Source organism: Vibrio sp. 1CM2L (assembly GCF_023161695.1).
GTDB classification, from domain to species: Bacteria; Pseudomonadota; Gammaproteobacteria; order Enterobacterales; family Vibrionaceae; genus Vibrio; species Vibrio coralliirubri.
The window spans coordinates 253,515-271,536 of record NZ_JALNTT010000001.1; the positions used below are offsets into that span (position 1 = coordinate 253,515).

Consider the following 18,022-nt stretch of genomic DNA (forward strand, 5'->3'; position numbering starts at 1 on the left):
CAAGTCTGATATTTCACTTTTTTTTATGCTATCCTCTCAAAGATTCCATATCCGTTAAAACTCCCCTAGCTACTCTTTCCAACTAAATTCTTACTAATTAATAACTTAGCGAACCATCCACGCAAACTCTGTTGGTTTATTGCGCAATCGTTTTCCTTCAGATTTCACTCAATATCGCCCTGATAATACAAATATGTGAAGAAAGTGACTCGAAATCACATAAAAATCACACTTTTCTCCAACAAAAAAATGCCTTTTTTCTTAAATAAATTCGATTTTTTTCTAATTTTTATCTGTTTTAGACCAAATTGGGTAATCTCGTGACGTTTTTGTTTTGCTGTCACTTGGAAAAGTAGAGTGGAAACGACTCAATCTAGAGACCAAGCTCCACTTGGGTTTGGTAATTCAACCTTCACACTCCATTAAATACCCCTTTCCAGCTTGCACTTTATAAAACCGATCTCTATTAACCCGTAGCATTACGGCTCCAAAAGCACGTTTCGTTGCCGCCCTTTCGTTCATTTAACCTAGAAGACTCTGCAAGTCGCTAAGTAAAAGAGGATTGGTTGACGTGAAGAACTGGGGGAAAAGATAAGATTTTAAGAATAGAAAGCAAAAAAATGGCTAAGGTGGTTAACCTTAGCCATTTTTATTCGCTGATTAGACTGATGCTAATACGCGTATAAGAAGGCGTTGTTTGGCGAATAGAACGATCTAGTTCTTTTGAGAGACTAACGCTTCTGCCGTTGCATCTTGAATAGACAAGAACAATGAGGTGACTTGCCCTGTTGGCGAGCGCATCGGATTTAACGTCACGTTCTGATACATGAAATCAGCTTGTTGGGTCACTGGCCTAACGTTACGACACTTAAACAGATAAGGCCTTTGTTGCCATGTAATGAAGCTACGACAGCCTAGATCGTAGACGGGCTTGGTTTTCAGCCTAAACCACTCTTCAGGGATCTCAGGGAACAGTTCAAAGATCGACTTACCGATCGCATCATGTGATTGCTTACCGCTATGGTGCGTCATGAAACCATTCCAGACTTGTACCTGAAAATCACGGTTAATAACCACTAGCCCCATATCGACGTTTTGAACCATATCCACCATCCAGTGGAACTGTTCAAATTCAGCAGGAAGATTCAGCATATTAAAACTCCTCCATTAGGTAGGCCAATTTGTTGTCTAGAAGAGGCAAAGACTCATCAACAAACATAAATAGAAGGTCACAACGAATGGAAGTGCCATCGATGTTGTAGCTAACTTCGAACGTCATGGTCTTTTTGAACGAGCCGCTGGTATTTTCAATCACCGAGTCGATCGAGATATGTTGCCCTAGTAGAACAGGCGAACTCTGGAAGAAACGAACTTCTGATTGCTCCCCTAACCCATTCAAGAATGAGCCGACTAAGATGTTCGATACATCCATCAGCAGCTCTAGTTCTTCTAGCTGCTCGCTTTCTGTTGGCACCTTCATGAGCTTCTTAAGGTCGCTCACACTGGAATCACTCAACAAAACTAGTGCTTCACCTGCAATGCCTTCTCCACTAAAGCCTTGGCAAACACCCGACACTTGGTCGTTATCCGCTAGGTCACGAAGTGCCATGTGCAATTCACTCACTTCGAAGATGTTAACGTTCGGCAGCGGTAGGTGAACAAACACATTAAAGTGACGAGCCAGTGCATCAGCGGCACGGCCTATCGCTACGTTCGCGACTTCCATATAGATATCGCGTCTGCGAAGTATTGGCAGTTCTAAAGCGGTTGGGGTAATGATTTGAGGTTGTTTCGGCGGCTCAACATACTCACGTAAAATAGCTTTTAGTGCTTCTTTATCGATCGGCTTTTGCAAAAATGCTTTGGCGCCAAGATCCAGCACCTTCTGTTGCGCTTTTGGTTGTATGTCACCAGAAACAACGACAACAGGCGTGGTATCGCCTAAACGTTGCATCTCTTCCAATGTGCCATAGCCGTCTAATTCCGGCATGGTGAGGTCGAGGAACATCAATTTGAACTGGTTTTTAGCGAGCTCTTCAAGTGCATTAAGCCCATGAACAGCAAAAGTTATATCTGCATTTAGAGAACTAGGCAGTGACCGAGCCATCTGCTTCCTTGCTAACGCAGAATCATCACATATAAGAACTGGGAACGACATAAATGCACCACTGACAAATTAAAGCTAATTCGAACGAGTGTAACAGAACATTATGGTATCAGGTACGGGGTGAATGGATTTATGTGCAGATTATTAGTAAGAATGATGAAACAGGTGGGTAAGCTATTATTTCGCATTATTCTTCATGAAAAACAATATGCTACAAAGGTAATAGCCACTCCTTACTGTTGAGTAATAGCACTATTTTATTTAACAGCAGCCTTAACAAGCGGGTTTATTAAGGCTCGGCTGACTCATTCATTGAACGGCTTTATGTAGCCATGATAGAGAGCTATCCAACAAAGCTAATGCAAGAGAACTAGAACTGATATGAAGGCCATAAAATCAGTAATGCGAAACGTATGATCACAGCAAATACCAGCAAAGCGATACCCAAACGGTACCATTTGTATTCAGCTATGTTCATTGGGATACGCTTGTAGAACATCGTAATCACGCCTTTCCAATCGCTACTGCGTCTTCCGTACTGCATCATGCTCGTCAAAACAAACAGTGCGCCAAGCACTAGCATTCCTTTTTCAGCCCAAAACAATCCAACTTCCATTTGTGTATTCCTTGATAAAACGGTGAGCAACTCAAATCATTCTAGTCACGTTTTAGCTCGGTTTCTGTAAGACCAAGGTCTAACTCTTTCCACGCTTAGATGAAGGTAACTAAGTGAACACAATGAGTTCGGCGAATTAAACTGAACGACATGTTCATATCGGGTTCAGCTTACTCACCTATACTCATGTTTCCACTAACAGGAGAAACTCAATGAAATCACTGAAAAAGTCGCTTTGTGTATTAACTGCTTCAGCTCTACTCGTTACCGCTCCTTTTGTGAGTGCTTCATCACCACAACAACCGCCACAACCAGCGCTTAGCCCATTGCAAATGGTTATTGCTTCTTTGAACCTAACCGAAGAGCAGCAAGCGGAAGTGTTCTCTCTTATTGAAGACTATCAATCCGATCGAACAGAGATTGATATGGAGAGCGCAATAGAGCTTAAGAAGAAACAGATCAGCCTTGTGACTCAACCTGATTTCGATGAAGCCGAGATGGAAAAGGTCATTGATACGGTTCAAGCAACCGAGAAGTCGATGGTGATGCAAGAAATGCGTCTAAAGAACAACATCTATAACGTGTTAACTGAAGAACAAAAAGAGCAATTCAAAACGATGATGAAATCTGCGCTCTCTGGTGGCAAGTAGTCTGGTAATAAAGCTAACTTATAACCAATAGGTACTCCCTACATCCTGATATTGATTCCCTCCCCCAAGAATCAAATGAGATAAACTAAAGCCACAGACATTGCTGTGGCTTTTTTGCGTTTCAATTAAGCTTAAGAGTAAGCTGAACAATCTAAGTCTGGTGTCTTGCTGCTCTTGTTTAGAACAACCATTAAATGAATTAGCAGCAGAATACCTGTCACGCCTAAACCAACACCGATTCCGCCCCAAATCCCTGCCAATTCAAATTTTGGCATCAAATACCAAGCGGCAGGTAGGCCAAATACCCAGTAACCAATAGCTGTCATCACGGTTGGCATAGAGACAATCTTCATACCTCTTAGCAGGTTAATCGCCAGTAGCTGCCAAGCATCAACAATAAAGCACAAAGCAACGACCCAAATCACAGAAGCCAGTAGTGAAGTCATCGCACCCGTACCATCGTCTAACTTGAAGATAGAGGCGATCATCTCAGGCCATATGATAAACACAGCCGACAACGCCACACTCAACACCGACACCAATATGAAGCTTTGAATCGAGGTTCTTTTTATTCCTTCGTAGTTACCCGCACCGAAATCACGACCAACCAAAATCGCCGCAGCTTGTGAGAAGCCGAAATTGAAGTTCCAAGTAAAGCTTAAGCATTGCAGCAGAATTTGGTGCAAGGCTAACGAAGCAATACTGATCGTGCCCGCCATTAAGGTACCGCCGTATATCAAGCCATGCTCAAGTAATGCTGCTAATCCGATAGGTAAACCCATCATTAAAAGTGGGCTCATCAACTTGATTGAGTACTCTTCTGTATTTAGCCAAGGGGCGAACTGCTTGAATTCGTCACGCTTGAATACCCAAACCGTGTATCCGACCATCACGATAAATGCCGCGATAGCCGTACCAAGCCCTAAACCCGTTAAGCCCATGTCTAATTGGAAGGTTAAGAAGTAGCTGACTGGCACATTCAGAATTACGGTGATAATAGACATCACCAGAATAGAACGCACGTTGCCAAACGCACTGGTTAAGCCACGAAGTACCAACAAGATAAGCGAAGGCAACATCACCCACTTCAAAGCATGGACATATTCCATGGCTAAAGTGATCACTTCTGGCGGCTGTTTGGCGGCTTCTAATACCAACGGAGCAAACCAGAAGCTGGCCATTAAGGTCACACTGAGCACGAACGCCAGCATGGTTGCGCCTTTCACTGCCAATCTAATTTGAGTATTACCAAACTCTGGGCGAGCGACGCGCTGACCATAGGCGATCGCAATCAAGTTCGCGACACAACCTACAGTGCTGCTCGCAATAATGAAGATAAAAAAGTAGATAGAGGCGCCTAAGCCACCAGCCGCAAGGGCTGACACACTGATACGCGACATCATCCAAACATCAGTAAGGACTAAAGCCATGGAGATCAGCTGTGAAATGATCAAAGGGAATGCCAGAGTGAGTATTTTTTTCATGAGCGCCTCAGTTAATTTCGCCCAAAATACGATCGATGAGGCTGGCGTTCAATTGATAAATTTGCGACTCTAACATTCCATAAACTCATGCGAACGAATTATGACCCCATATCCTAGCTTGCCATCATCACATAATAGCTTAAAAGCCTTTGAAGCTGCCGCAAGGCTGATGAGCTTTACTCTGGCTGCCGAAGAGCTGCATGTGACACAAAGTGCGATCAGCCGACAGATCAAACAGCTTGAAGATGAGTTAAACGCATCACTAGTTATTCGTAAGCATCGAGCTATTGAATTAACGGTACAAGGTCATGATTTGTATGTCGCTTTGCGAGAAAGCTACGGCAATATTGAAGCTGTTATCGCCTCTTGGAGTGAGCCGAAGCAGAAACGTATAGTGATCAAAGCGACCTTGAGTTTCGCGACGCGAGTATTGATCTCAAAAGTGCGAGAATTAAACGAGCGTTATCAAGATCATGAGATCGTCATTGTTCCAGTGATTGAGGAAGACGAATCAATCAATAGCAGCGAATATGACCTACTGATCTTCCACACACGTTTCAAAAAACGCTATGACAAAGCACCAGACATTACCTTCTTGCGGGAAGAGTTTATGGCACCGGTTTGCTCTACTAGTTTAACCACCAAAGACACCGACCTTGATTCAATCTTAACCTTGCCAAGGCTGCATCCAACCTTAGATCATCACGACTGGAAAGTGTGGTTGGCCGATGTTGAATTCCCACCAAAGAAACCCGTCAGAAATACCAGTTTCTTGTCTTTAGATATGGCACTCAGTGCCTGTTTATCCGGTGAAGGCGTTACGGTTACGGATCTGTTGTTAGTTCAACAAGATCTCCAACGAGGCTTCTTGTACTGCCCTAAGAATGCAAAGATCCAACACAGTGCGTGGACTTACTTCATTCACCAGCGTAGTCACACGCCTATCATCAACGACCTTATTGAATGGCTTAGGGAAGAGACAACGAAAGAGATCGAGTTGCTGAAAGTACTGTCTCATCAGAATCATTGGTTTGGTGTTATCCAAGATCATTAAGAGATCGGAACCTCAGTTTTAGAAATCGCATTAACCTTATAATTTATAACGTTTATTTATCGATTCGAATGACCTATCTTACGCCCTATGAACCAGTACACAGATATTGGCATCTTATTCTTAGGAGAAAGTCATGGAACAACAACGTCTCAAAGTCGCAATTATTGGTGCGGGGCTGAATGGTTTGGCACTCGCATTATCACTGCGCAAATTTGGTATTAAAGCTCGAATATACGAGAAGGCAGCACAACCACGTGCTGACGGTACGGGCATCATTATGTGGCCAGAGGGCATGCAAGTACTTGCGGCACTGGTTGGTGTCGATAAAGTCAAAACCGCGTGCAACCAAGTCGATACCATCTCGACATTAACGGCGACAGGGTTGCCCATCAACACACTCAATATGAGTGACTCTCCAAGCAAAGCCAACGCGCCAATTGGTTTATTTCACCGCAGCCGTTTATACCAACTGCTATTAAATGAGCTAGAAGATGACTGCATCGTCACTAACCAAACCTGCACTGTCGTTCAAAACGACGATGAGCCGCAGATTCTGATCAATGGCAAACCCATTGATGCGGATATTATTGTCGGTGCCGATGGTGTGTTCTCTCAAGTGAGAAAGTTTGTCGCGCCTGATGTGTCACTAAGACAACCGAACGTCTATTGCTGCCGTGGTGAGATTGATTTCAAAGCATCAGAAATCAGCGATAATGAGTGTTATGTATTCGCGGGTGATAAATCTCGCATCGTCACTTACACCTACGACCGAGAAACCCAAGGTAAATACTGGTTTGCTGCGTGCGCCGTTCAAGAAGGTGAAACGCTGTCTAAACAAACCGTGTTAGAGCAGTTCTCTCACTATCCGAGCTATCTACTGGATATGATTCGAGATACGCCTGAATCGAAGATCTTGCCTTCTCCACTCACCGATGTTGCCCCATTTGATACTTGGTATCGCGGCAATGCTGTTCTACTGGGAGATTCCTGTTGCGCTGTGTTGCCGACCATGGGTATCGGTTTCAGCTTAGGTATCGAGAACGCTTATGTGCTGGCACAAAGTATTGCCTCTAACTTTGAAGGTACAGAGCAAGCATTCAAACGCTATCAGCAGCGTGCTCAGCAACGGTCGCATGAACTGCAAAACATCACACACCGACTCAGTGAGCTGACTTACAAAGACGAGTTCAACCCAGTCGAAGTGGCGGAGCTTTACCAACAGTTCGCTATCGCGAATAGCCGCTCGCCTTTCTAAACATTTGGCTCGTAAAAACGCGACGTTCTCTAGACTACTCGTTTCCAAAACAATAAGCCGCAGCACTTGCTGCGGCTTATGCTATCTACCCGTTATGTTTCACCTTGTTGAGCAAACATTAAAGCTTAAACATACGCGCACTGAGTGGTGGTAGATTAAACGTATGGTAACGAGAAGAAATGGTTTCTGTCGCGCTGCTTAATACATCTTTGTATTGAACATGCCAATTGAACTCATGTTGGTAGGTATCAACCGTCACGCCACGCGTTTCTCCACACTTATTAATTCCAACAACGCCTTCTTTGCCACGCTTAAATAGCAAAGTACATTGGTCGCTCGAAATCATCGTCATCGACTTACCTTGCATCGCGTTATGGAAGCTCAGCATATTCTTCATGTTCAAGCTATTCCAAACATTGCCCCAACGACCGTTATCCTTATCTTCAGAATCCGGTAGATCATCACTGTAGATCAACGGCGTACCGCCATCTTTGCCAAGGATGTAAGCGTAAGCAAGCTGCTCGTCTTGTGGATCCATAATTTGATAACGGAAGCCGTCATTGGTTGGAATGTCATGTGTGATCGCAAAAGTAATCGAACGGTTGTCATCGAGTGCTTGGCCGTACGCTTTTGGATCATGCAACTGATTCAAACCACCGCCCATTGAGAGTGCAGCTCGAATCGACGCAAACAGAGGGAAGTCATACGCGGAGTGATTGGTGTTGTTTAAGTATGGCGCTAAGAACGACTCATAGCCGCTGTTCCCTACTCCACCGCTGGTGATCACTTCACCGAACACATGCATGTTCGCAGTAATTTCAGGCGTGAACACTTGATCAATTTGGTATTGGCTCATGTGCTTCACCGCATCAATTCGGAAACCTTTGATGCCCATATCTTTTAGTGCTTTCAGATATAAACGCTGCTGTGAGACCACCCAGTTATTTGGATCGAGATCAGGCAAACCTACATCGCCATCGGCACCACACAAACGCCAGTACTGAACGTGACCAGGATCGTTCCAATCTGAAATACAGCCCGCGGCATGGAAATCATTTGCGGATACAAAACCTTGCGCTAGATTGCCAAACAGTGTCTGGTCAGCATAGTAGCTTGAACGGCTCGCATAATCGTTTAGCACTTCTGTGCCTGGGTAATCCAAGTCACTTCGCTTCCAGCTTTCATTCGCCATATGGTTCAACACCACATCGGCATACACATCAACACCCACACCTTTGAGTGCGGTAATCATTGCGGCTAAATCTTGTTTGTTGCCCAAAGGAGAATCAATAGTACGCAGATCTTGAGGTTGGTAACGCGCCCACCATTCGCTGCCACTAGACTTCATCGCAGGTGCGACAAGCACCTTCTTATAGCCAGCTTGTGCAATTTGATCGGCGTTGGCTGTCACATCTGAATATTTCCAGTTGAAAGCATGCAAAATGGTGTCGGCGTAAGTGGCTGAACTAAAAGAGCAAAGCGCGAGCGTGGATATGAGTAGGGTATTGATTGGTTTCATAGAACATATCTCTTATTATAAATTCACGAGAATGATATGACTAAGAACGACAATTAAAACGACCGATAAATCAGAGTTGAATTAGCGTCACCTTCTGTTGATGTTGATTTTATAAAATTGAGTTATAACCGATCTTATGTGAGATAAAAACGAATCGATCTGAAATGAGAATTAATTGAATCAAGTTGACCAGAACAGGACAAAGACTTTGGTCGGCTCTTCTAAACTAAGTTATGATTCCTGTTCCCTCAACCGGTTGATATTTTTATGCCTTCTTTCTCTTTTTCAATGATCCCTGTTGGGGTTAGGTTCATGATCCTCTCTGCTTTTGGATTCGCACTGATGTCTGCGTGTGTGAAGTACATCAGCAACTACGGCATACCTGTATTCGAGATTGTTGCAGCAAGGGCTTTAGTGTCTTTGATCATCAGTTATATCGACGTTAAGCGAAAAGGCATTTCGATCTGGGGAAATAACAAACCTTTGTTGTTTGTTCGAGGCGCAGTTGGCACTGCAGCCTTGATGTGTGTTTACTACGCTGTGACCACTTTGCCATTAGCAGAAGCGACCATTCTACAATACGTTCACCCTGTATTTACCGCCCTACTTGGCGTGCTATTTCTGAAAGAACGCGTCCAAAAATCGACCATGATCTGCATTGCGTTCTGCCTAGCGGGATTATTAGTGATGGTTCAGCCAAGCATGAACAGTGGCGCGAGCAGCGAGTTACCGCTATTCAGCATTATGGTGGCGTTATGTGGTGCATTTGGTAGCTCAATTGCTTATGTGATTGTGAGGAAGCTTAGCCAAACAGAAGACAGTTCAGTCATCATCTTCTACTTCCCACTGGTTGCTCTCCCAATCTCCACCGCCCTTATCTGGAACGACTTTGTGTGGCCTAGCCTATTCCTAACCATGATGTTGGTTCTGGTCGGGATTTTCACACAAATAGGCCAATACGGTTTAACCAAAGCGATGCAAACCCAAGCAGCAGGCAAGGCTTCAGCTTACTCATACGTTCAGATCGTATTCTCAGCACTATTAGGTGTGTGGATCTTCAATGAGATTCCATCAGTTTGGACCTACCTAGGTGGTGGTCTAATCGTGACTGGCGCGCTAATCAATGTGTTTGGCAAACAACTTTTGGTGCCGTTTAAAGCTAAGTAAACACCAGCGAAAAGAGCTCAACATCAGTTAGCTAATCAGCGATTAAATAGAACGAAAACGGGCATTGCGGATTATTCCACGATGCCCTTTTCTATAAATATTCTCTAACGTGTTTTCATGCCGCTAACCAACTTTAATAAAGCGACGTATTACGTGATTAACTTGTGGCATTTCGTAACTTGGGATCATCACTCAAATACTCAACAAACTCGATTTCAAAACCTGCCGGATCCACAAAATAGACGTTTTTTCGATAAGGTTCTTCGGCGCCGGGTTTGGCAATTGGGAAGCCCGCATCAACAAGCCGCTTGGTTACGCTTTCGATATTATTGGTCACATAAGCGAAGTGTGCGAGACCAACAGAATGCCCAGCCAAATCTCTATTTTCACCTTCGCCGTGATCGCTCAACGCTATGTATTGGTACTCGTCACCAAAATGCAGCCAGTTACGTGGCTTACCTGACCACTCCCCTTTTCCCTCATCACGGACATACCAATGAGGGAACGCCGCTTTATAGAAAACCAGCATTTCTGGGATGTCTTTTACCACTAAATTCACATGTTCAAGTTGGATCATTCTTCTCTCCTTAAAGTATTCTCGTAAGCAACGTTGTACATCCTAATACCTCAAGTTAAGTTGAGGTAAAGCGCTGATTTGCATTTATTTCGAGAACGTCTTTAGAGCCCAAATTGTCGTATTTGCAGCGATACAAGCTTTAAGTTTAGACGACCTATTCCAATGTGACTTAACTCAGCCTCAGAACTCAGCAAACCTAAGGTTTATCACTGAGATTAGACGATCCAACACCTGCTTCTTGCTCAATATATACACATTAATATCCTCTTAATGACTGATACATCAAGTTACAATTCGATTTCATATTAGCCAACAACACTGATCTGGGTTAATAAACGAGTTTCACAATAACCTTATTTTTATTGGGGTCAGATAATTAATAAAAAGGAAGTTAAAGTGAAAAAATTATTAGCACTTGGTATCGCAGCGGTAATCTCGGCTCCAGCAGTAGCCGACCACAGCACAATCAATGGTATGGATTTTGGTCCACTCGCAAAGCTAGTCGGCACATGGAAATCAGTCGAAACGGGTGGCGTTGATATTTCTCCAGGTCAAGAAGGCACAGAAGTGGGCAAAGGCGGCCCCGCGGTCACGCCATTTTATGAGGTGATGACATTTGAGGTTGCGGCAGATGCTACCAATGCCAGCGATCAATATCTGGTTGCTCTTTACTACAAGCAAGAAGTATTCAGAAAGGCCGACGACTCTAAATTCCACGATCAACGTGGCTACTTCATCTACGACCAAAAAAATCAGATCGTCTACAACTCTTACTGTGTACCACGCACCACATGTGTCACCGCAGAAGGCCCTGCTGGCGATACAATGACGTTAGTTGCGTCTAAACGTGGTATTGCTGAATCCGAATACATGACGGACAACGCAACCACCACGGGCTTCACGATGAATATTAGCATTTCAGACGACACGCTGACGTACTCTCAAACAACAGGCTTAGAGATCTACGACAGCGCATTTGCTCATACAGATTCAAGCACTCTAGTTAAAGTGAAGTAAAACTAAAAACGCCTTTCACAGCTCTATGAAAGGCGTTGTTGATCTCAACACTTCAGAACAAGCTGTACTCTTAACTCGGTAACAACTCAGCCTTAGCACATCGATTAGCCAATACCATCCCAATAAATCCTTCAGTTTTTGTCGATTCCACTTCAACCAATAAACATAGAACCGATATTTTTATCCTGTTGACTCTGGTTTAAATGAACCAACATGAACACATTTAAGCTCTCGCTTGTCTTGAGGACTCACTTCGTTATTCAATTTTTTGGCTGACGATATATCTAAGGGTTATCGAGAAGATAGTGCCTTTCAGTGATCGGGGCACAGAACCAAACCGTAGTTAATTCAAATACAAGCACTTAGCATTTTTCATCGACTGCGCAGCGGGAGTGGTACATGGACAACAGAATCACCATTTTAGAGTTTCTCAGAGTGTTCGATTGCATTCGCTCCTCGGGCAAGCAATTGGATAGCAAATATCAATTGGGCGAGATGGTAGCGTGGCATGATTACGATGGTTACACCTGTTGGTTGAGCTACCGAGACGTTACCGTGACCCTAATGTTCCACGGCTCATTGAAGATCGAATACGACAAAACTTCGAACTATGAAGACTTCATCAAGCGATGTTTAGCTATGCTTGAAACTGAACCCTCTCCATAAACTATCCATCGCTATTGAGTAAACAACGCAAAGCCTATGGGGAAGCAGTGGAGAAAATGGTGAACGGAACCCATTGTAAAACGAGGTTACCACTTAGGTTAACCACACCTTTACTCCTTCTGTTCAGCCTACATTCGTTAAGTCTTAAGGCTGGCGCAATAGGGACAACAAACATGATCGACTTTACACTAGCGAGTGAGCATCAAAACTGGACAGTGACCAACGACGATGTAATGGGTGGCATCTCAACTGGCGAGCTTATTTATCTTGATAATATGAGTCGATTTAGGGGCGAGCTATCGTTAGAAAATAATGGGGGCTTCAGTTCCATAAAACGCTCAATTGAATCACCTGCCCATGAAATAGATAGCGCAGAGCTAGTTTTTGTTGGTGATGGTCGCACCTACCAACTGAGGTTCACAACATCGAAGGACGGCAATCGAGTTCAATACAAACACGATTTTGATACCATTAAGGGAGAACAGTTTAGCAAGGCGTTCCACTTCAATGATTTTCAAGCGGTGTTCAGAGGTCGGCTACTGAGCGATGCGCCGGAACTTAAGGCGCAAGACATCAAACAAGTCGGTTTTTTGATTGCAGACAAACAGGCATCGCCTTTTGAGCTAGACCTAATACAGCTTCACTTCAAAACATCGCAACCTATCACATCACCAGAAGCTGACTAAACTGAAAACAAACAAAAGCCCCTGATACCTTTTGACTAGCAATAAGATATCAGGGGGCTTCTTCTGTTTAAACCGTCAACGATTCCAAACGACAGCGCATTAAAACATCAGCAATTAGTATTTGATGGCTGTTTTACCAATCGAGGCACTGCTTTCAATACGTTGGTGTGCATCTTTGATTGTATCCACACTAAAGCCATTTAGGGTCATGGTAAGCGTCGTTTTAATACGGCCCGCATCAATCAGATTCGCAGCCTGGAATAGGGTGTCTTGCTGCTTCTGGATATCTTCGGTGTTAAACAACGAACGTGTAAACATCAGTTCCCAAACAAAGCCTGCTGATTTACCTTGCAGCGCTGATAAGTCAATGCCACCATCAAATTCAACAATCGAACTGATCATGCCTTGCGGTGCGATCAACTCAACCATCGCATCCCAGTGCCCTTTTGTATCAGCAACATTGAAGATGTAATCGACATGTTGAATGCCTTGCTCTCGCACTGACTCGACAAGGTTACGGTGGTTCACCACATGATCCGCCCCCATATCTCTTACCCACTGCTCCGTTTCAGGTCTCGAAGCTGTAGCGATGACATTGAGGTTGGTCAGTTGTTTAGCCAGTTGAATCGTAATTGAACCAACGCCGCCCGCTCCACCAATGATCAGGATAGACTTTTTCTCTTCAGGACGAACTCGCAGGCGGTCAAACAATGCTTCCCAAGCGGTAAGTGTTGCTAGTGGCATAACGGCTGCAGCCTCATCAGAAAGGCTCTTAGGCGATTTAGCGGTAATACGGTAGTCCACAGCTTGGTATTCTGCGTTAGCACCCATGCGTGTTACGTCACCCGCATAGTACACACGGTCACCGACTTCGAAGCCTTCAACGTCTGCGCCTTTACCAACAACTTCACCGACTGCGTCATAGCCCAGCACTTTTGGCTGCTCAAGAGTTTTGTCTTTGGCATTACGAATACGAATTTTTGCGTCAGCAGGATTGATAGAAGTCGCGCTCACTTTTACCAGCAAGTCATTATTTTTTAGTTCTGGCAGACTCGTTTCAAACTCAAATAAACTGTCTTGCTCTGTAATCGCAAGTGATTGAGTAAATCCGATCGCTTTCATTTTTGATGGTACTGACATGGTGCTTTCTCCTTGAATTAGACGAGTTAATCTTAGTCAATTCTCACTCTAGATAAACCGCCTAATATTTGAATAATTCTCAAATAATTTTTGATAATGATGTTGCCGTTATCTGGGTAACGCAAACATCTCACAGCATTACCAACGGCTTAGAAGTTAAATAATCCCTTTCTCAATCAACCAATCATGTGCGACTTGATCTTGTGGTTTACCTTCACGGCAAACTTTGTAATCCAGCTCTGCGATGATGTCGTTCGAGAAGCGTAGGGAATCCAACTTCTGAATCTGTTGTTCGCTGAACAGATGCTGCTTGTCGTCTCTTAAAAGAAGCACTGCTCTGTCCACAATTCCGAGTAGGCCTTTTGGCTCTTTGAGCTCACGAATATCGTAACGATAGTGCAAAAACTGAGGTTTCCACAGTGGCACTACCACCCACTCTTTGTTTGCCACTGCACTTTCAAAGGCACTGAAACAATCGTCTTCACTGCCAGGAAAGAACTGGTAGCCAGCATCGCTCAGGCCATAATCTTTCATCATCTGGATAGAGAAGCGTGTAATACCAGCGCCGAGGTTGATGCCTTGGATGGTCGAGTTCATTTTCTCGATCACTTCAGCTTTTAATAAATCAGAGACTTCAGAAACCGCCGCTTCAGGCACATAGTCTGGTACGCCCCACAAAGCATAAGGTTCATAATGAAGCCCAAGCTCGATAAGTGGCTCAACTTCTTCAACACCCGCTTTGTAGATACCGTGACTTGATGGCAACCACGCAGAAGAAAGCATATCCACTTGGCCTGTTTTCAGCTTTTCAAAGTTCTCCTGATGTGGAGAGAAAATACGCTCTACCTCAAAACCCATGGCTTTCAATACATTGGCAACCAATGATGCGGTCGTACGGTGGAACGACAAATCCGTTACACCCATTGTGATTTTCTTAGTCATCTTATCCCCCTAGATCGTAAGCTTCGTCCATACGATGTGTACTGCGCTACGTTGTCGATATGGGAAAATGATAGTGAGAAAATTACTAATGAAAAACAGCCTTATATTTGAATTATTATCAAATTAGTTTTGACAATTAAGTGTTTGAAGCTAACTTAGAAGCAATAGGTAGACATAACCCATCTGCATATTGTGATGGGGAAATATCCCAACGCCATGTTTAGAACATAATTCAATACAGGTAGATAATATGCTTCTTGAAGACTTACAGGTCATTTTGAAAGTGGCGGAGTTTCGCAGTATCACCGCTGCAGCCACCAACCTTGATATGCGCACTGCCACAGCAAGTGCAGCCGTAAAACGTGTTGAAGCAGCGCTCGGTGCGGAGTTATTTGTAAGAACCACGCGCCACCTAAGGCTCTCTTCAGCAGGCGAGCGTTATTTACCGGAATGCGAACAAGCCTTAAAGATGTTGGATCAAGCAAAGCTCAATATGCGCGAAGAGCTCGGTATTCTTGACGGTGAAATTCGTATTGCGCTTTCATCGGATCTAGGACGCAACCTAATCACACCTTGGTTAGATGAGTTCCTGCTTGAATACCCAAAGGCGACGCTTCGTACTAGCATCAGCGATAGCAATATCGACTTTTACCGAGATTCCGTCGATATGGCGCTGCGTTACGGCTCCCCGACCGATGCCAACATGTATGGTTTCAAGATATGCGATGTGCCGAGGATATTGTGTGCGGCTCCTGACTACTTGGCTGAAAAGGGCACACCAAAACACCCGAGTGACTTAGCGCAGCACAATGGGTTGCTTTACCAACTCCATGACATGTTGCAAGACGAGTGGGTGTTTAACGAGGGGACTCAAGACCATAAAGTGAAACTAAAAGGAAATCGCGCTTCGAACGACGCAGACCTTGTAAGACGTTGGTGTATAGCAGGTAAAGGAGTGGCAATAAAATCTTGTTTAGACATGTCACCTCATCTGCTTTCAGGTGAAGTGATTAAAGTTATGCCTGAATTTAAGCCGACCCCTACCGAACTGTGGTTAGTGTGTCCAAGTCGTCAATCCATCACCCCTACTGTGCGTCTACTGAGAGATTTATTCAGAGAGAAGACCGCAAAGATCCTTTCGCAACTGAGCAAACAAGGCATTATAGAAAGCACAACATCTTAAGATTGAATGCCGATTAAAGATAAGAAACAGAGAGACAAAAAAGGCGTTAGCGAACTTCAATTCGCTAACGCCTTTCATCATTAGAACATCATAGCTTCATGATGAACCTTAATAAGAGTACTTAGTTTAATACTCTTAATACAAAAGCTTAGTTTGACTCGTCTTCAACATCGCAGTCAGCACAGCACTGAAGAGCAATCTCATGTTCGAAGGTGATAGTGTCTTTACCTTCTTCTAGTAGCTCTGCGATTTCGTCTGCCACTTCTTTTTCATCATCCGCTTCGATTCCGCTTGCTAGCTCTTCTTCTGAATAACCAAAGAAGTTAAGCAGTAAGTACTCGCGAGCTTCCTCTTTCGTACAAACCACGTCTGCTGAAAGATCAGGAGTAACCTCGCCTTGTGCAAGTGTCGCTGTCACTTGTGCGATAGCATCGTCTTTCATCGCAGGTGTTAACCAACCAAGATCAGTACTTACTGTCGTTTTTTTACAGTCGAAGCAAGGCAGTTGGTGAAAGTAGTATTGAAAGGTAGTCATAGGTAAATTCTTCTTTAAATGTTGTATAGCGAGATTATGCGCGTTTTGTAGCAAAATACTATCTCAATCACAACCTGAAACCGCTTCATGCTGAGTATTTTTACCAGCGCCGCGCAAGCTGATGTGATCATTCGATAAAAGCACTGTTTTACCTATGCTTACTCAGCTTTACGCTTGTTTACATTTGTACGGGTAATATATACCTTATCAGATAACAAGCGTGGCACCTCATAATTGCTTTAGCTCTTGCTTAGTTTCGTCGTTCCAGCTATCAGCTTTGAGTTCACGGCTTACTTGGCTACTTAGCTCGGATTTGTTTGAAATAGCTTTGTTTTCAATTAACTTACTTGCACTTGGCTTATTTTGAACCACGCTTATTTAAATCAGCCCTTCTCGGATACCCAATCAATGATCATCACAAAATATCAAGCCCTTGCCCTTTCATCGGTTGCTTTGCTCGCAACAGGCTGCTCACCATCATCAGATACGCCTTCGGTCAGCAACATCAGTGATTACCAAGGCTCAGCGAGTATTACTCAAGGTGTGGCGACCACTGTTGAATCGAATCTCTTTGAGTGTGCAAACGGACGTAGCCGAGTGGCGGGCGTCGGGGAAATTACGGACTCCGAAGGAAAGGTTTGGACGGTTCCAGCCAAAAACAACTTTTCAACAGGGCCAAAAGCCTTTGATCTTTATGAAGAGTGCTCAAACACCACGCCAAGCAGCCTAGCCGAAGTCGATCAAAGCTCTGTACCTGTAGCGATAGTGGATCAAGACGGAGAAGAAATAACAGGCTATATTTTTGCCGATAACTATTTCGAACTTTATATCAACGGCAAGTTAATCGCGGTAGACACTGTTCCTTTCACACCGTTTAACTCAAACATCGTCAAATTTAAGGTGAAGAAGCCTTACACGGTTGCGGTGAAAGTGATTGATTGGGAAGAAAACCTAGGTCTTGGCAGCGAAGATAACCGCGGAAAGGCATACCACGCTGGTGATGGTGGCTTTATCGCGAGCTTTAGTGACGGAACCGTGACAGGACCAGAATGGCAAGCACAAACCTTTTATACCTCACCGATTTATGACCTGACTTGTTTGAGTGAAGTGGACGGGAAGCGTCTTTCTGAAAGCTGCACCACGGAAGGAACTGACCACGGTCAAGATGCCTATGCTGCTCATTGGGAAACACCAACCAACTGGATGAACCAAGAGTTCGATTCAACATCTTGGCCTCAAGCATCGGTATATTCAGAAGACGATATTGGCGTGAACAATAAAAAAGCGTACATGAACTTTATCGAAAAATTCAGTGGTGCTGGCGCAAGCTTTATCTGGTCGACAAATGTCGTTCTCGATAATGAAGTGCTACTGAGATACGAAGTTAAGTAGCTTTATTCCTTTGTAAGCAAGCCCAGTCACAA

Annotated in this window: 18 protein-coding genes; 9 read left to right on the plus strand and 9 right to left on the minus strand. The window is 44.1% G+C overall.

The features are described 5' to 3' along the window. Positions 1-714: 714 nt before the first annotated feature. The 3 genes from MSG34_RS01060 to MSG34_RS01070 form a co-directional block, all read right to left on the minus strand. The gene (locus MSG34_RS01060) at positions 715-1,152 is read right to left on the minus strand and encodes a PAS domain-containing protein (RefSeq protein ID WP_048606084.1); all 438 of its coding nucleotides are present in this window, start codon (positions 1,150-1,152) and stop codon (positions 715-717) included. A gap of 1 nt (position 1,153) precedes the next feature. Further along, the gene (locus tag MSG34_RS01065; RefSeq protein ID WP_248336035.1) at positions 1,154-2,158 is read right to left on the minus strand and encodes a response regulator; all 1,005 of its coding nucleotides are present in this window, start codon (positions 2,156-2,158) and stop codon (positions 1,154-1,156) included. Between the two features lie 319 nt (positions 2,159-2,477). Beyond that, positions 2,478-2,723 carry a hypothetical protein gene (locus tag MSG34_RS01070; protein WP_010430578.1) on the minus strand — a complete coding sequence of 82 codons (246 nt, stop codon included), beginning with the start codon at positions 2,721-2,723 and terminating at the stop codon, positions 2,478-2,480. 212 nt (positions 2,724-2,935) lie between these two features. Between MSG34_RS01070 and MSG34_RS01075 the strand changes: the two genes are divergently transcribed. Further along, positions 2,936-3,373, plus strand: coding sequence for a Spy/CpxP family protein refolding chaperone (locus MSG34_RS01075; RefSeq protein ID WP_248336036.1), 438 nt, complete (start codon positions 2,936-2,938; stop codon positions 3,371-3,373). Positions 3,374-3,504: 131 nt separating this feature from the next. Here the strand turns inward: MSG34_RS01075 and MSG34_RS01080 are convergent, their stop codons facing one another. Then, positions 3,505-4,857, minus strand: coding sequence for an MATE family efflux transporter (locus MSG34_RS01080; protein ID WP_048610858.1), 1,353 nt, complete (start codon positions 4,855-4,857; stop codon positions 3,505-3,507). Between the two features lie 100 nt (positions 4,858-4,957). Between MSG34_RS01080 and MSG34_RS01085 the strand changes: the two genes are divergently transcribed. Next, positions 4,958-5,911, plus strand: a complete 954-nt coding sequence (locus MSG34_RS01085) for a LysR family transcriptional regulator (protein ID WP_248336037.1) — start codon at positions 4,958-4,960, stop codon at positions 5,909-5,911. Positions 5,912-6,044: 133 nt separating this feature from the next. After that, positions 6,045-7,166 carry an FAD-dependent monooxygenase gene (locus tag MSG34_RS01090; protein WP_248336038.1) on the plus strand — a complete coding sequence of 374 codons (1,122 nt, stop codon included), beginning with the start codon at positions 6,045-6,047 and terminating at the stop codon, positions 7,164-7,166. Positions 7,167-7,284: 118 nt separating this feature from the next. On the opposite strand, the gene MSG34_RS01095 is transcribed toward MSG34_RS01090, so the two are convergent. Then, positions 7,285-8,685 (minus strand): alpha-amylase family protein, encoded by a 1,401-nt coding sequence (locus MSG34_RS01095; protein WP_248336039.1) that lies wholly within the window; start codon positions 8,683-8,685, stop codon positions 7,285-7,287. 267 nt (positions 8,686-8,952) lie between these two features. Between MSG34_RS01095 and MSG34_RS01100 the strand changes: the two genes are divergently transcribed. Then, complete coding sequence (locus MSG34_RS01100) at positions 8,953-9,852, plus strand: DMT family transporter (RefSeq protein WP_048610851.1); 900 nt, start codon at positions 8,953-8,955, stop codon at positions 9,850-9,852. Positions 9,853-10,009: 157 nt separating this feature from the next. On the opposite strand, the gene MSG34_RS01105 is transcribed toward MSG34_RS01100, so the two are convergent. Further along, on the minus strand, positions 10,010-10,429 hold the full coding sequence (locus MSG34_RS01105) for a VOC family protein (RefSeq protein ID WP_004731682.1): 420 nt from the start codon (positions 10,427-10,429) through the stop codon (positions 10,010-10,012). A 396-nt stretch (positions 10,430-10,825) separates the two neighbouring features. Here MSG34_RS01105 and MSG34_RS01110 point away from each other — a divergent pair, with 396 nt between their 5' ends. From MSG34_RS01110 to MSG34_RS01120, 3 genes are all read left to right on the plus strand, one after another. Further along, positions 10,826-11,446: a heme-binding beta-barrel domain-containing protein gene (locus MSG34_RS01110; protein WP_050632950.1), complete on the plus strand. Its 621-nt coding sequence runs from the start codon at positions 10,826-10,828 to the stop codon at positions 11,444-11,446. A 399-nt stretch (positions 11,447-11,845) separates the two neighbouring features. Further along, positions 11,846-12,112 (plus strand): DUF3081 domain-containing protein, encoded by a 267-nt coding sequence (locus tag MSG34_RS01115; RefSeq protein ID WP_017077457.1) that lies wholly within the window; start codon positions 11,846-11,848, stop codon positions 12,110-12,112. A 47-nt stretch (positions 12,113-12,159) separates the two neighbouring features. Next, a complete protein-coding gene (locus MSG34_RS01120) occupies positions 12,160-12,798 on the plus strand; it encodes a CIA30 family protein (RefSeq protein WP_248336040.1) in 639 nt (212 codons plus the stop codon). A gap of 114 nt (positions 12,799-12,912) precedes the next feature. Here MSG34_RS01120 and MSG34_RS01125 read toward each other — a convergent pair whose 3' ends face one another. Continuing rightward, positions 12,913-13,938, minus strand: coding sequence for a zinc-binding alcohol dehydrogenase family protein (locus MSG34_RS01125; protein ID WP_248336041.1), 1,026 nt, complete (start codon positions 13,936-13,938; stop codon positions 12,913-12,915). A 156-nt stretch (positions 13,939-14,094) separates the two neighbouring features. Continuing rightward, entirely contained in the window at positions 14,095-14,862 is a 768-nt protein-coding gene (locus tag MSG34_RS01130) for a glycine betaine ABC transporter substrate-binding protein (RefSeq protein ID WP_248336496.1), read from the minus strand. Between the two features lie 268 nt (positions 14,863-15,130). Here MSG34_RS01130 and MSG34_RS01135 point away from each other — a divergent pair, with 268 nt between their 5' ends. Continuing rightward, positions 15,131-16,063: a LysR family transcriptional regulator gene (locus MSG34_RS01135; protein WP_248336042.1), complete on the plus strand. Its 933-nt coding sequence runs from the start codon at positions 15,131-15,133 to the stop codon at positions 16,061-16,063. Positions 16,064-16,211: 148 nt separating this feature from the next. Here the strand turns inward: MSG34_RS01135 and MSG34_RS01140 are convergent, their stop codons facing one another. Continuing rightward, positions 16,212-16,598 carry a hypothetical protein gene (locus MSG34_RS01140; protein ID WP_248336043.1) on the minus strand — a complete coding sequence of 129 codons (387 nt, stop codon included), beginning with the start codon at positions 16,596-16,598 and terminating at the stop codon, positions 16,212-16,214. A 408-nt stretch (positions 16,599-17,006) separates the two neighbouring features. Here MSG34_RS01140 and MSG34_RS01145 point away from each other — a divergent pair, with 408 nt between their 5' ends. Next, entirely contained in the window at positions 17,007-17,990 is a 984-nt protein-coding gene (locus MSG34_RS01145; protein WP_248336044.1) for a hypothetical protein, read from the plus strand. The last annotated feature ends 32 nt before the right edge of the window (positions 17,991-18,022 follow it).

Excerpts from the sequence above, each read along its gene's own strand:
- MSG34_RS01060 (WP_048606084.1), bottom strand. The coding sequence starts at position 1,152 with ATGCTGAATCTTCCTGCTGAATTTGAACAGTTCCACTGGATGGTGGAT.
- MSG34_RS01065 (WP_248336035.1), bottom strand. The coding sequence starts at position 2,158 with ATGTCGTTCCCAGTTCTTATATGTGATGATTCTGCGTTAGCAAGGAAG.
- MSG34_RS01070 (WP_010430578.1), bottom strand. The coding sequence starts at position 2,723 with ATGGAAGTTGGATTGTTTTGGGCTGAAAAAGGAATGCTAGTGCTTGGC.
- MSG34_RS01075 (WP_248336036.1), top strand. The coding sequence starts at position 2,936 with ATGAAATCACTGAAAAAGTCGCTTTGTGTATTAACTGCTTCAGCTCTA.
- MSG34_RS01080 (WP_048610858.1), bottom strand. The coding sequence starts at position 4,857 with ATGAAAAAAATACTCACTCTGGCATTCCCTTTGATCATTTCACAGCTG.
- MSG34_RS01085 (WP_248336037.1), top strand. The coding sequence starts at position 4,958 with ATGACCCCATATCCTAGCTTGCCATCATCACATAATAGCTTAAAAGCC.
- MSG34_RS01090 (WP_248336038.1), top strand. The coding sequence starts at position 6,045 with ATGGAACAACAACGTCTCAAAGTCGCAATTATTGGTGCGGGGCTGAAT.
- MSG34_RS01095 (WP_248336039.1), bottom strand. The coding sequence starts at position 8,685 with ATGAAACCAATCAATACCCTACTCATATCCACGCTCGCGCTTTGCTCT.
- MSG34_RS01100 (WP_048610851.1), top strand. The coding sequence starts at position 8,953 with ATGCCTTCTTTCTCTTTTTCAATGATCCCTGTTGGGGTTAGGTTCATG.
- MSG34_RS01105 (WP_004731682.1), bottom strand. The coding sequence starts at position 10,429 with ATGATCCAACTTGAACATGTGAATTTAGTGGTAAAAGACATCCCAGAA.
- MSG34_RS01115 (WP_017077457.1), top strand. The coding sequence starts at position 11,846 with ATGGACAACAGAATCACCATTTTAGAGTTTCTCAGAGTGTTCGATTGC.
- MSG34_RS01125 (WP_248336041.1), bottom strand. The coding sequence starts at position 13,938 with ATGTCAGTACCATCAAAAATGAAAGCGATCGGATTTACTCAATCACTT.
- MSG34_RS01130 (WP_248336496.1), bottom strand. The coding sequence starts at position 14,862 with ATGGGTGTAACGGATTTGTCGTTCCACCGTACGACCGCATCATTGGTT.
- MSG34_RS01135 (WP_248336042.1), top strand. The coding sequence starts at position 15,131 with ATGCTTCTTGAAGACTTACAGGTCATTTTGAAAGTGGCGGAGTTTCGC.
- MSG34_RS01140 (WP_248336043.1), bottom strand. The coding sequence starts at position 16,598 with ATGACTACCTTTCAATACTACTTTCACCAACTGCCTTGCTTCGACTGT.
- MSG34_RS01145 (WP_248336044.1), top strand. The coding sequence starts at position 17,007 with ATGATCATCACAAAATATCAAGCCCTTGCCCTTTCATCGGTTGCTTTG.